This is a genomic window from Paraphotobacterium marinum, from assembly GCF_002216855.1.
GTDB classification, from domain to species: Bacteria; Pseudomonadota; Gammaproteobacteria; order Enterobacterales; family Vibrionaceae; genus Paraphotobacterium; species Paraphotobacterium marinum.
The window spans coordinates 920,584-934,308 of record NZ_CP022356.1; the positions used below are offsets into that span (position 1 = coordinate 920,584).

17 protein-coding genes are annotated in these 13,725 nt (G+C 27.9%); 12 read left to right on the plus strand and 5 right to left on the minus strand.

Annotation, left to right across the window (positions count from 1 at the left end):
* Positions 1–356: 356 nt before the first annotated feature.
* The 5 genes from CF386_RS11410 to CF386_RS11430 form a co-directional block, all read right to left on the minus strand.
* Positions 357–1,286 (minus strand): SAM-dependent methyltransferase, encoded by a 930-nt coding sequence (locus tag CF386_RS11410; protein ID WP_089074562.1) that lies wholly within the window; start codon positions 1,284–1,286, stop codon positions 357–359.
* Between the two features lie 200 nt (positions 1,287–1,486).
* Entirely contained in the window at positions 1,487–1,903 is a 417-nt protein-coding gene (locus tag CF386_RS11415; protein ID WP_089074563.1) for an Hsp20 family protein, read from the minus strand.
* Positions 1,904–2,046: 143 nt separating this feature from the next.
* A complete protein-coding gene (locus CF386_RS11420; RefSeq protein WP_089074564.1) occupies positions 2,047–2,319 on the minus strand; it encodes an RNA-binding S4 domain-containing protein in 273 nt (90 codons plus the stop codon).
* 14 nt (positions 2,320–2,333) lie between these two features.
* Complete coding sequence (locus CF386_RS11425; RefSeq protein WP_089074565.1) at positions 2,334–2,732, minus strand: WbuC family cupin fold metalloprotein; 399 nt, start codon at positions 2,730–2,732, stop codon at positions 2,334–2,336.
* Positions 2,733–2,741: 9 nt separating this feature from the next.
* The gene (locus tag CF386_RS11430; protein ID WP_089074566.1) at positions 2,742–3,968 is read right to left on the minus strand and encodes an NAD(P)/FAD-dependent oxidoreductase; all 1,227 of its coding nucleotides are present in this window, start codon (positions 3,966–3,968) and stop codon (positions 2,742–2,744) included.
* Between the two features lie 80 nt (positions 3,969–4,048).
* Between CF386_RS11430 and CF386_RS11435 the strand changes: the two genes are divergently transcribed.
* The 12 genes from CF386_RS11435 to CF386_RS11490 all read left to right on the plus strand — a co-directional run bounded on the left by CF386_RS11435 (position 4,049) and on the right by CF386_RS11490 (position 13,720).
* Positions 4,049–4,765, plus strand: coding sequence for a beta-ketoacyl synthase chain length factor (locus CF386_RS11435; protein ID WP_158522402.1), 717 nt, complete (start codon positions 4,049–4,051; stop codon positions 4,763–4,765).
* 203 nt (positions 4,766–4,968) lie between these two features.
* The gene (locus tag CF386_RS11440; RefSeq protein ID WP_158522403.1) at positions 4,969–5,550 is read left to right on the plus strand and encodes a lysophospholipid acyltransferase family protein; all 582 of its coding nucleotides are present in this window, start codon (positions 4,969–4,971) and stop codon (positions 5,548–5,550) included.
* Positions 5,551–5,577: 27 nt separating this feature from the next.
* Positions 5,578–5,853: a phosphopantetheine-binding protein gene (locus CF386_RS11445; protein ID WP_089074569.1), complete on the plus strand. Its 276-nt coding sequence runs from the start codon at positions 5,578–5,580 to the stop codon at positions 5,851–5,853.
* A complete protein-coding gene (locus CF386_RS11450; RefSeq protein WP_089074570.1) occupies positions 5,846–6,097 on the plus strand; it encodes an acyl carrier protein in 252 nt (83 codons plus the stop codon). The genes CF386_RS11445 and CF386_RS11450 overlap by 8 nt, the downstream gene beginning before the upstream one ends.
* Positions 6,094–6,654, plus strand: a complete 561-nt coding sequence (locus CF386_RS11455; RefSeq protein WP_089074571.1) for a COG4648 family protein — start codon at positions 6,094–6,096, stop codon at positions 6,652–6,654. Before CF386_RS11450 ends, CF386_RS11455 begins: the two co-directional genes overlap by 4 nt.
* A 4-nt stretch (positions 6,655–6,658) precedes the next feature.
* Positions 6,659–8,029, plus strand: coding sequence for an AMP-binding protein (locus CF386_RS11460; RefSeq protein WP_158522404.1), 1,371 nt, complete (start codon positions 6,659–6,661; stop codon positions 8,027–8,029).
* 1 nt (position 8,030) lies between these two features.
* The gene (locus CF386_RS11465; protein WP_089074573.1) at positions 8,031–8,375 is read left to right on the plus strand and encodes an ApeI family dehydratase; all 345 of its coding nucleotides are present in this window, start codon (positions 8,031–8,033) and stop codon (positions 8,373–8,375) included.
* On the plus strand, positions 8,368–10,041 hold the full coding sequence (locus CF386_RS11470) for a glycosyltransferase family 2 protein (protein WP_089074574.1): 1,674 nt from the start codon (positions 8,368–8,370) through the stop codon (positions 10,039–10,041). The genes CF386_RS11465 and CF386_RS11470 overlap by 8 nt, the downstream gene beginning before the upstream one ends.
* On the plus strand, positions 10,034–10,474 hold the full coding sequence (locus tag CF386_RS11475) for an acyl-CoA thioesterase (protein WP_089074575.1): 441 nt from the start codon (positions 10,034–10,036) through the stop codon (positions 10,472–10,474). Before CF386_RS11470 ends, CF386_RS11475 begins: the two co-directional genes overlap by 8 nt.
* A gap of 49 nt (positions 10,475–10,523) precedes the next feature.
* Positions 10,524–11,027 carry an outer membrane lipoprotein carrier protein LolA gene (locus CF386_RS11480; protein ID WP_158522405.1) on the plus strand — a complete coding sequence of 168 codons (504 nt, stop codon included), beginning with the start codon at positions 10,524–10,526 and terminating at the stop codon, positions 11,025–11,027.
* A gap of 24 nt (positions 11,028–11,051) precedes the next feature.
* Positions 11,052–13,361: an MMPL family transporter gene (locus tag CF386_RS11485; protein WP_089074577.1), complete on the plus strand. Its 2,310-nt coding sequence runs from the start codon at positions 11,052–11,054 to the stop codon at positions 13,359–13,361.
* Complete coding sequence (locus CF386_RS11490; RefSeq protein ID WP_089074578.1) at positions 13,358–13,720, plus strand: DUF3261 domain-containing protein; 363 nt, start codon at positions 13,358–13,360, stop codon at positions 13,718–13,720. The genes CF386_RS11485 and CF386_RS11490 overlap by 4 nt, the downstream gene beginning before the upstream one ends.
* Positions 13,721–13,725 lie beyond the last annotated feature (5 nt).

The following is a 13,725-nucleotide window of genomic DNA, read 5'->3' on the forward strand; positions in this document are numbered from 1 at the left end:
TCAATTTACATTGTAAATCTAAAAGCCCTCCATAAAAAGATTCGCTTCAATCAAGCTTATTAAGTAAGGTAAAGCTTACTTATAGTGCTTTTATCCCTTAACTTTTCATTTATTATATGTATTAAAATCATAATTTATTTCTAAACGTAAAACTATCTATTGGAGAGTAATGTGTTTTAACAAAATGTACTGAAAATTAGGTGAAATAACATTCTTACACCTAAAAAACAACAATTGATAAGTTTGTTTCATCAATTTATTTTGATTTTATTGAGGCTAATTATAATTTATTGTCGATATAAACTTATTAAGCACTTCTATTATTTTTATACATCAATAAAATCAAAAAACTTTTATTATTTAAATGCAACTACAGTCGGGAACATGTGAGCATCATCATATATAAATTCAATATCTCTAAATCCTATGGACGCTAATTGTTGATGCATTTTCTCAGTACTCTGAAAGCATTGCCATTTTGCATCAATAATATCTGCAAAAATAATTTGTTGCAAAAGTAGATGCTCTGGATTCAAGCTTTCAATTTTCCATTCAGAATTTGCATCTATATTTGGAGGCGGAGTTATAAAGCTTGTTACTAATTTACCACCTGATTTTAAGGCATTATAGAACTGTTTATATAATGCAGAAACCTTTTTATTATCTGGCTCATAAATGTTGAGTCCATTACTAGAAATTAAATCAAATTCATTTTTTAGATTTAAGTTCCATGCATCTTTTTTATGAAATTCTACAAATTGAGATAGTTTTTGCTTTTCAGCTAAATTTGCAGCATCTTCAAAAGCATTCGCGTCGTAGTCAATACCAACCAAACGAATAGATTTAATATCTTCAAAGTTTAGATAGAGTAACTCTCCCATCATACCACAAGGAATACTAGCTAGTACGGCGTCATTATTGACTTCCTGCTGGCTTTCTTGTAAAAAAATTCTAAAACGTTGCTGTGTCGCTATTATCGTGGGGGCATTTTCTAATATAAATTTCTCTAAATCAGTTAATGAATTCCCTAGATTATCTTTCCCTGTTTGCTTACCATACCAAGGATAAGTCAACATATAATGTGTCCAATAACCATTTATACCCTGATTTTGAAGAAGAAACCGCCCAAAATCGAATTGACTTAATTGTGTTAATAAGTCAAGCTGACGTTCTACCGTAACATGTGGCTTATCGCCAGTATTTTTAATTCGTTGGGAAATATCCCTAATAGTTCCTTCCAAATCTTTCTTAAAGTCATTATGAGAGAGTAAACGCTTTTTTGTCATAAAGTTACACCACAGCTTTTCAAATTTAATTGAATTTAATTTAAATAAAAATATTTTATGGCCTATTCTAATAAGAAAAAGATTTGACCACTTTTAAAAAATAAAATATTTTATAAAAACTTCGATAACTTTCGAAGTTTCTTCAAACTAAACTAGATAGCGCAACATCAAAGGATTGAACGACATCAAGAATTATTTATCTATTTTGATGAAATTTTTATCTTTCTAGGTTTTGCTGATTCAGGAATTTCACGGAATAATGAAATGTGTAATAAACCATTTTTTAAGTTAGCAGAATCAACTTTCACATACTCTGCTAATTGGAATTTTTTTTCAAAATTTCTGGTGGCTAATCCTTGATAAAGATATGTTAATTCTTTTTTATCGCGACTAGTTCTTCCAGAAACTAAGAGCATACTGTCATGTTGAACCATTTCGATATCATTATCAGAGAATCCAGCAACAGCTATAACAATTTCATAATTATTTTCATCATATTGGATAATATTGTAAGGTGGGTATGATGACTTAGAGAAATTTTGAGTCGATAATTGTCTAAAGGTTTTATCACAGCCAATAATTGTTTTATATAAATGAGTTATGTCTAACTCTCTCATCACAAAAACTCCATAATAATAAAAATGAAAAATTTAATACAAGATAATTTAATTATACATTTAAATCTAGCATAAAGAAATCATCACTAAAGCTGAGCCAAAATATAAATAACTTAATATTTATGAAATATTTCACCGAAGAGTCAGATAAAGGAGATAGCTTTTCTACTTTTATGTCCTACTTTTTCATTGTCGTTGGATGTATCATCTAACACTACTAAATATGTGTTTTCTTGAAATTGGATGACGTCATTGACATAGATTTTTTTTCTCTTTCGAGATTCAATGTCTCCATTAACGCAAACCAATCCCTCACTTATCAGTACTTTTGCTTCCCCACCACCAGAAACAATATTAGCGAGCTTTAAGATTTTTGACAATTCAATTGGTTCTTGATTTATTTTTATTTCAATCATCGTGAATGATAACCTCAAATAACAACTTTAGCATTTTCTGAATCAAAAGGTCCTTCTTTAATTTCAATCAGAACAGCTCTTTCCGAAAGACATTTTAAACTATGTATCTCTTTAGCATCAATTTCAATAAATTGACTTTCATGACTTGGTCCTATTTTTTCAGAAGATTTAGCATTACCTTGCTCGTCATAAAAAACAAACTCAACAGCTCCCTCTATAACCTGAACTAATTCCCACTGATGATTTAAAGGATGGTAATGCGGAGCTGCAAAACTATCTTTAAGCATCACCATAAAAAATCTCTGGACCGGACTGTTATGCGAATCATGCATTAGAAAATGCGATCTTTTGATTTCAGAAATTTGAGCCTTTTTTTCAAGTTCTTCAAAAAATTTTTTATTATATAATTTCATGGTTTTTTTTTATTTACAATATTCATGCACGATATCATACATTCGTTTTGGCTCTTTAACAAATGGATTAGAATTGTCCCAAACATAACCCGCTAAAATGCTACAAACCATTCTTTTAATTGTATGGTTTGGATAATTATAAAATAAAATATTTTTGAGTGAGCCATCATACCAACCATTCACAAAGACCTTGAAAACATTGACATAGGAACGAAATGGTTGTTCATAATCATTTTGCCAACAAATAAAGTTATCTTGATGTTTTTTAATAAGACAATGAGCAACAAGCTCTGCAGATTTCATTGCTAATGTCATGCCAGATGAAAAAATTGGATCTAAAAACTCACCAGAATTACCTACAATAGCATAATGTTGATTTGCGAGTTCAACTGAGCTTGCAGAAAAATCAGATAAAGATCTTACTTGATTAACTGAATGATAGTTCTTAATTTGTTCTTTTACAAAATCTTCTTGGTTTAAAATATAATCATATATTTCTGTATCACTTAGATTAAATTTAGTTTGAATTTCATTAATATTACCAACTATACCTACCGAACAAATATTATTTTTGAATGGTATTAACCATATCCATAAATTTTCAAATTTAGTATGTTCCACAATGGTGATTTCATGAGGAAACTTTAATTGACTCTCGCATGGTAGTTGAATTTGTTTGAAAATAGCTTGTCTATTCTCTTGGAATGTTTGTGTTTTTAGATTTAATAGATTAGGTAGTAATCGACCAAAACCGCTAGCATCTATAATAAAAGAACAATTAGTTTTAGTCACTGTTCCTAAGCTATCTTGAATCGTTAAAACCGAATAGTTATCTTTCAGTTCAACAGATTTAACTTCATGTTGAAATAAAATTTTTAATCCTCTGTCCATCAAATTTTGGGCCAACTTATTATCAAATTGGTCCCTTGGAATTTGATAAGTATGTTTATAGCCTATTGTAAATTGATCTGAAAAATCAAATAAAGCGTTTTTTCCATTAGCATGAAATAAGGCTCCTTTTTTCATTTGGAACTCATTATTGTCAAACACACCCATTAAACCTGCGTTGTTAATAATATCCATTGCAGCAGGTAATAAGCTTTCTCCAATAGAGAAACGGGGAAATTGACTTTTTTCAATAACAAGCACATCAATATTATTCCGTAGTAAAATTGAAGCAGCAATAAGCCCAGCAGGACCAGCTCCGATAATAACGATTGGAAATTTAGAACTCATAAATATGACCAAAGTAACCAAGATATGATATATTTTAACAAATAATAAAATAAGTTACCAATTACACCATAATGACATCTTTGAATTCATGCTTAAAATTTAACTTAAAATCTTATAACGTATTATCTAAATATCATTACTCCAAAGATGACTGGTTATCATTTTTTAAATGTAATGATTATAAGAGTAATCATGAAATTAAGTTTACCTCTATACCTGGTAATATTAAAAGAAGAGCAAGCTTTCTATCTAAATTAGCCATTGAAACAGCAACTTCATTAATCAAATCATCGAAGCATGTTGATTTTGCTATATTTGCCAGCCAACATGGCGAAATAGATCGAACAGTTGGTTTATTACAACAAATTTCAACACAAGAAGAGCTGTCCCCCACATCCTTTGCACAATCTGTTCACAATACTGCATCGGGTCTTTTCAGCATTGCAAATAAGTTCACTCAACCTATTACTTCATTATCATCTGGTTCCTCAACATTCATCATGGCATTGATTGAAGCTTATGCATATTTAAATTCTAATGAAAATAATCAATCAGTTTTGTTGGTATATTTCGATGAAAAATTACCATCAATTTATAAGCCCTATGTAAAAAACACATTTAATACTTTTAGCATTGGATTAATATTAGAAAAAGGAAATAATTTTAAAATTGAGTTTGAAACAAAAAATATAGCTTTAGATGACGCTCAGCATATTGGTAAAGAGTTTATTGAGTTTTTATATGGGAATGCATCTTCAAAATCTATTAATCAATTTCACTTTAGCAAGCTATCATAATTATGTTTTATGAAATAAAACAATATTTCTCTATGTATTACAGAGTTTGTATGTTTGTAATCTGTTTTATCATTTTTTTCTGTGGTGCACTTTTTTTAGGTTTTGTTTTATTCCCCTTCCACAAAATTATTAGTACTAGTGATGTCTTAGCTAAAAAAAATAGAGCCAGCATAAAAAAATTATTCATTTTTTTCTGTTTTTTAATGAAATTTTTACGATTAATTGAAATTGAGGTTGAAAAAATTGATAAAATAAATAAACTTGATGCGGCTATAATTGTTGCCAATCACCCTACATTACTTGATTACATAATTCTTACCGCTCATATAAATGACTGTTTATGTATAGTAAAAAAGGAAATATGGAATAATTCAATACTTAAAAATATTGTTCGCCCAGCTGGTTATATGCCTAATAATATGAACCCAGAGTTAATCTTAAAGTGCGACAATGCGATTGAGGAGGGGAGCTCAATTTTGATTTTTCCTCAAGGCACAAGAAGCTCATTAGATGATCAGCAACCAATAAAGTCTGAAAGAGGTGCATCACAACTTGCTCTTAGAACTAAAACAAACTTGTTGGTTATTAGTATTGCTTTGAATATGGATTTTTTAAATAAATCTCATAAATGGTACATGCCAACTAAACAAAAACCGAAATTTAAAATTAAATATGAAGAAACAATTCATATAAATAAGTTTTTGAACAATGATTACCCTATTTCAATACAAGCTAGAAAATTAAATAAATTAATCAATGAAAAATTATTACGCTACAATTCTTAATAATACAAAAAATATAGAGGTTTAAATATGGGAGATTTACACACAGAATTAAAAGAATTTATTGTTGAATCTTTAAATTTAGAAGATATTGAGCCTAAAGATATTGATGATAACGCCCCACTTTTTTCAGAAGCTGATGGTTTAGGACTTGATTCTATTGATGCTCTTGAATTAGGGCTAGCCTTCAAGAAAAAATATAATATAATGATAGACCAAAATGATGAGTCTCAGCAAAAGCACTTTTATTCAGTTAAAACAATTGCCGACTACATAGTTGAAAATATTAAGGATAATAATGATTGAACAAAATGATGATATTTATATCAAAATCAAATCAATTTTATTTAAACTTTTTGAAATTGAAGAAAATGAAATAAATCTCGATTCTCATTTGTATAATGATTTAGATCTAGACAGTATAGATACAGTAGATTTAATCGTTTATTTACAAAACATGACGAGCCAAAAAGTCGACCCTGAAGATTTTAAAAATGTCAGAACCGTAAAAGATGTTGTAAATCAGGCTAAAAAGTTACTTCAAAAATGAAATTTTTAAGTGTTTTAATTTCTATCATTTATTTCATTTATCCTTTTATTATTTTGTATACTTTCCAATATAATATAATTGGAGTTATCATACCTATTTTAATAATAGCCAGTTTTACAAGATGGTATATTTTCAAAAAATCAAATAACAAATACCTAACCTTTATTTCATTATCATCCTTTATCTGTCTTATTTTATTGTATTTATTAATGATACTTAAAAAAAATAACGAAGTTTTTTTATACTACCCTGTTTTAATTAATTTTTCTTTATCATTTATTTTCTTTTTTTCTCTAACTCAAAAACAAACCATCATAGAGATTTTTGCGAAATTAAAAGATCCACACATTGATGAAAGAGGGATAAAATACATAAGAAAATTGACCATAGTATGGGGTTTTTTTTGTTTTTTTAATGGTTGTATTTCTCTTATAACAACTTTTTTATCATTAAATATTTGGGCCATCTACAATGGATTTTTGAGCTATATTTTTATTGGGCTGTTTTTTATAGTAGAGCTTTGTATAAGATATCGTTATAAAAATGCAAATAAATAGAAACATGATTACTTTCAATAAAATATTAAAGAATAACATTGATGATAAAATATTCTCCTATTTGCTTAACAATGTAAAAACATGGAAAGACTTCAAAACAGACGTTAAGAAAATGATTTTCTCTCTAGAAAAAGACTTTAAAGCTATCAATACTTTTTATGTATATTTTCAAAATTCATATCAATTTATAGTTACATTTTATGCACTTGCAGTTAGTAATAAAATTTGTATTATAATAAATGAACCTTCATCAATATCTCAAATATTGACAATCAGAAATTATTGTTTGTTAACAGATATTTCCTCAATAAAAAATAAATATCAAACTCAATTATGCAATACTTACCTTTTCCAAGATTGCTTGTCATCTGTACGAGAAACTTCTAATCATCGGTACTTATCTTTTTCAAACAATAAGTTTTTCTATATTTGTACATCTGGTTCAAGTGGACAACCCAAATTAATCAAAAAATACTTTTATCAAGTCAATCATGAAATTTTAGCTATTGAAAAAAAGTGGGGAGAACAAGCAAAACAATATGATATTTTAAGTAATGTCTCTCATCAGCATCTTTATGGATTAACCTTTAAAATTTTTTGGCCGATGTGTACATTTCGTTCATTTAATGAAGAAATATTTATGTATCCAGAAGATCTTGTTAATAGATGTGCACAAAAAATTATAATCTCTAGCCCTGCAACTTTAAGTAGATTAGAAGGTATGCCTTGTTTAATTTCTCCAAAACTAGTGTTTTCATCCGGAGGGAAACTTAATGAACAAGATGCAATGAAATCGTGTAAGATATTTAATAAAAATATTACAGAGATTTATGGAAGTACCGAAACTGGGATTATTGCCAGTAGAACTATTAATATTTCCACAAATTGGGTTTTCTTTCCAGAAATAAATTATGTAGTTGATGAACAGTCTTGTTTAAATGTATCTTCTCCCTTTACAAAAAATGAACAATGGATTAATACACAAGACATTGTTTCACTGCTGGGACAGAATCAATTTATTTTAAAAGGTAGATTAGACAGAATTATAAAGCTAGAAGAAAAAAGGATTTCTTTAGAGCAAATTGAGAATATATATAACAGCCATGAACTGATTCAAGAAACAACTACTATAGTTATCAAAAACCATGTTGATAAAGATATTATTGCTATGTTAATTGTTCTATCTGCAAAAGGAAAAGCCTTTTTAAAAGAAAATACGCGTCGACAACTTTATATTAAACTCAAACAAGATATACTTCGAAAAAATATACTAACCTCCTTACCTAAGAGATATAAAATTGTGGATAATTTACCCTATAATTCACAAGGAAAACTAATAAAAAAAATATTTTGCAAGTTTTTGATAAGGATATAAAATGACCGAACCAATTATTAAAGATATAATTTATAAAACAAAGACAAGTATCGAGTTTGAACTCCAATATCACTCAAAAATGGATGATTTTGACGGTCATTTTCCTGGTTTTCCTATTCTACCTGGTGTAAGTCAAATTGACTTAGCAATTAAATTATCCAATAAATATTTTAAAGAAAATCGTAAATTTAAAGGTATAAAAAAGCTTAAGTTTAAGGAGCCAATAACACCTAATCTTATCGTTTACCTAAACTTGGAAATTTTAACCAAAATAAATTTGTTAAAATTTAACTATTTTTCAGATTCATTTGCATTTTCATCTGGAGATATTCTCTTTTATGAGTAATTTGGCTTACAACCCTTGTTTTTTAATTCCTTGTTTTAATCATGGAGATAAACTTTCTAAAGTTCTTTCTGAGTTATCTTTGCATAATTACCCAATAATAGTCATCGATGACGGTAGTAATAAGGAAACAAAACAAACTATAGGTGAACTGAAAAAAAAATTTTGTTTTATAGTTATTCAACTTAATACAAATCGAGGAAAAGGCGGAGCCTTAAAGTTTGGTTTGACATATGCCTCAAAGAATCAATTTACCCATGCTATTCAAGTCGATGCAGATGCTCAGCATGATTTAACTCAAATTGAACCTTTGATTAAACTATCACAATCAAACTCCTTATCAATTATTTCTGGGCGACCCATTTTTGGAAAGGATGCACCCAAAAGTAGAGTCTATTCGAGGTATATCACTCATATATGGGTATGGTTGGAGACATGCTCCTTTAAATTAAAAGATACATTATGCGGCTTTAGAATTTATCCAATCAAATCCACATTAAAGTTAATCAAAGAAAATAGAATTGGCAATTATATGGATTTTGATATTAGTATTATGGTCTATGCATATTGGAGCAATATAGATATTAAGTTTTTGCCGGTAAAAGTTTACTATGACCCAAATAATATTTCGCATTTCAGGCCTTTTAAAGATAATATAATTATAAGCAAAATGCATGCTAAACAATTTTTACAAATGTTCTACAGAATCCCTAAATTATACTTCAAGAAAAAACAAAACTTTAAGTGGTTTGATAAAAAGGAAGCAGGTTCTATTCTTGGTATGAAAATAATATTTTTAGTTTATAGATTTTTGGGAATAACAATCTGTAAATGTATTAGTAAACCTATTATTTTTTATTATTTTTTAATCCATTCAAGAGAAAAAGATAATATGAAAGCCTTTCTAAATAATGTTTGTAATTATACAAGTAAACCTCAAGCTAAACTCAATAATTCATTTAAATCATTTCAAAATTTTGGTTATAGCATGATTGATAAAATTGCTTGTTGGAATGGGGATATCGAAAAGTTTAACGTGGATACTAGCGCACTGCAAGGGCTTAGAAAAAATATTAGTCTAGGTAAAGGTGCAATCATTATTAGTGCTCATATTGGGAACATAGAATTATTACGTTCACTGAATCAATCCAAACAAAAAATCAAAATGAATGCAATTGTGTATACCCAAAATGCATTAAAATTTAATAAGATAATGAAATTAATTAACCCTGATTTTTCCACTAATCTGATACACACAAACGAATTTAATATGGAAACAGCTTTACTCATTTCAAAAAAAATCGAGCAAGGCGAACTCATTGTAATTATGGGAGATAGAATACCTAAATCTAATCAAGATCGTGTTTATCAAGAAACATTCTTAGGTCAGTTAGCAAATTTTCCAAGTGGTCCATTCATACTCGCATCAATTCTTAAATCGCCGGTTTTTTTTACAACAGTATTATTTAAGGATAGAAAATATACTGTGTTCAGTGAAGCTTTAATATCTGATAAAGAAGTGAATGAGCTTAACAGAAATAATAGGATTGAAGTTATTAAAAACAATTATATTCAAGCGCTTGAGAAATGTTGTCTAAAATATCCTCATCAATGGTTTAATTTTTTTTCATTTTGGGCTAAAAATAATAAAGGAAAATATCTTGAGTAATATTTTAATTCACACAGAAGTAAATGAAAAAGTTCATTTTGCAGATGCAGACCCTATGGGAGTTCTATACCATGGTAACTATGCAAGATATTTTGAGCTTGCAAGAGATAAAGCGTTAGAAACGCTAAATTATAGTTATTTAGAAATGGAAAAATCAGGTTTTCTATGGCCTGTAGTCAAATTAAATACTAAATTTATCAAATATATTAAATATAATCAGTTTATCAAAATTCAATGCGAACTAGTTGAATGGGAAACAAAATTGGTTTTTAACTATAGGATGTATTGTGTTGAGAAAGGTTTATTAGCTAAAGGACAAACTACTCAAGTTCCTTATTGTATGAAAACTAATTCTCTTCAATATTCTTTCCCCGACATATTTAAAGAACGTATTGAAAAATTTATTCAAGAAAATGGGATGTACTCATGTTAAAAAAATTTTATGTATTTTAATTTTATGTTTTTCATTGCCAATTTTCTCGATGAGTCTGTCAATTCTTGAGAAAAATCTCAATCAATATCAAAATATAACAGGCAGTTTTACTCAAGATAGAATAATAGCCATATTAAAAAAACCATTAAGATCTTCAGGAACATTTTTAATTTCAAAAAAACATGGTTTAATTTGGAAACAAACAGACCCCTTTAATTTAAGGGTTATTTTGAGCGAAAATAAAATGTCACAAAAATATCAAAACCAACCAGAGGAGTCTTTTACTAAAGATAAAAACCCCTCACTTTTTTATTTTACCAGTTTATTCACACAATTGTTTGAAGGTGATTTTGAACAATTAAAAACTAATTTTACTTTTGAGCTTAACCAAAATGCTGATACTTGGACATTAACATTAAAACCTAAAACCATGCCCCTGAATAAAATATTTGAAAAAATTACCATCAAAGGGAATAAATTTATAAATCTTTTGGTTTTACAGGAAATAAGAGGCGATAAGACAATTATCAGATTTAACAACCAAAAAAAATAAATAATCTAAATCAAGAACAATTAAATGAATACTAAAAAATATCTCGCTTCTATTTGGTTACTATTTTTACTTTTAATAATCTTAATTTTCATACATAAAAATAAAGATGTAGTTTTTGGTAAGTTTCCTATTGAGTCAAATATTTTTAAACTACTACCATCTGATCAACAAAATCCAATTTTAGATCAAGCTTTTCAAAAAGTATCTAAAAAAGTAGATCAAAAAATTATATTTCTTTTGAGCAATAAAAATGAAAATCTGGCCATTCAAACTGCAAATACTTTAAAGACTGCTCTTAAAAACAACCATTCAACTGCTCAGATTAACCTTGAAAGCAATCAATTTGATTTTCACAAAATATTTAAGAATTTATTTGGTTTTAGATATCAATTAATAGATACAAAAGATCGTGAATTAATTTTGACTGACCCTAACTCTTTTACTGAAAAAACCATACAGAAAATTTATAGTCCTTTTTCAAACGTATCAAGTGAAGAATTAAAATCAGATCCTTTTTTATTATTTCGGACTTATATTTTAAATAATTTAAGTTTTAATACTAATTTTGTTCCTGAACATGGGTACTTAATTCAAAAAAAGAACAATCAAAATTATATTTTGATGACGGGTTCTCTTCAACAATCATCGTATGATAAATCATCCTTAAATGCTGCCCTTAAAATTAAAGATATTGTAAATAAATTAAAACAAGATACTTCTACTCAAATATTTTATACAGGGACTGTTTTTTATGCCCAGCATGGAATAACAAGTGCGCAAAACGAAATACAAACTATTGGATTAGGTTCCTTAATTGGAATAATTTTGCTGTTTATTTGCGTATTTAAAAAATTCCATCCACTAGCTTTAACCTTTATATCATTACTTGTTGGGTTTTTATGTGGTTTTATATTTACCGATATCATTTTTAACGAAGTCCATATTTTTAGTATAGTTTTTGGTATGAGTTTAATTGGTATATCCGTCGATTATTCTTTTTTCTTTTTTGCAAATAAGTTATATTTAGGAAATCAATGGACAAAAAAATCATCTCTTGAAAATATTATCACTCCAATTTCACTTGGTCTTTTGACCTGCATTGTAGGCTTTTTATGTTTAATGTGGACTCCTTTCCCAGGGTTTCATCAACTTTCTATTTTCGCTATTTTTGGCTTAACTGGATCATTTATCACAGTTATTCTTTGGTATCCCTTTCTAAATAGTCAAAAATCAAAAACAAATGTGGGGTTCTTAACTACAGTTATCCAAAAATGGCTCCAATTTTACACTAAAAAATTACAACTTTTTTTATTGATAATTTTTATATTATTATCACTTTTTGGGTTGATAAATATAAAGTTTAATGATGATATTCAACAACTGCAGTCTCTGCCAATTAATTTAACTACAATGACTAAATTTATAGAAAAAGTAACAAGCTTTAATCCTTCATTTGGATCCTTTTTGGTCACTGGTGATTCTGTTAATTCTCTATTAAGAAATAATGAGCTTTTAACTAATAATTTACAAAATGAAAAAATTAAGTATTTAAGCCTTACCCAACTCATACCATCCGAACAAACCCAAAAAATGAATTTTGAAATTTACCAAAAACTTATTAAAAATAATTTATCTAAAATAAATGATACTTTAAAAATATCACCACCAATTAAAATGTCAGATGTTTTAGCAAATCATTTTCAGTCTATACCTCTAGATATTTTGTTATTAAATCAAAAAAATAACCCTCTAAACACATTTTGGTTAGGTAAAATAGGTAATAAATATGCTTCTTTAATTGTTTTAAACCAGCCTATCACCAGTAAACAAATTCAACTTTTAACAGAAAATCCAAACGTTTTTTTCCTTAATAAAGCTAAATCAATTAGTCAAGTATTTAAAGAATATAGAAAGAGATTTATGTATTTATTCAGTATATCTTTGATTATGGTTTTTCTCATTTTAATCATTAGGTATGGATTCTTCAATGGATTTAAAACTTTAATACCTCCATTAATTGCATGTTTATCTGCTATCGGAATAAGCTCTCTTATTTTTAGTAACTTAAATATTTTTAATTTAATACCATTAACATTAATTTTAGGAATAGGGATTGATTACAGTCTTTTCTTTCGAGAAATGAATAAAAATGATAACAAACATATTTGTATGATTTTTCTTGCAACAACCTTATCAGCTATCACTACACTTTTATCCTTCGGTCTGCTATCTTTAAGCGAAACAGAAGCAATTCAACACTTTGGGTTTACTATCGTAATCGGTATTATTGTGGCTTGGCTTCTTGCTCCATTATCATCAAGGAATATAAAATGAAACAGGTTAATTTTGTGGTTTTCGCCGTTATTTGTTTATTAATCAGTTCCTGCTCTTCAAATTACGTTTCTAATCAAGAGAGCTCAAATAGAATATCCCTAGGACAAAATGAATCTTTATCCTTACCTCCGCCATCGTCTATTTCCAAAATTGCCAATCATTCTTTTTTAGTAACTCTCACTACACAAGAAAAAACTATACCGATTCAAATTAATACTGATCAACAAACCAGCTATATGCTTGGGTTTACATCATGGGGAACGAGATCATTAACATTATCTTATTCAAACAATAAAATATTTATAAATGACATTAATGCATTAAGTAATATTAATACGGACTACAAAAAATATTTTTAGCTTTA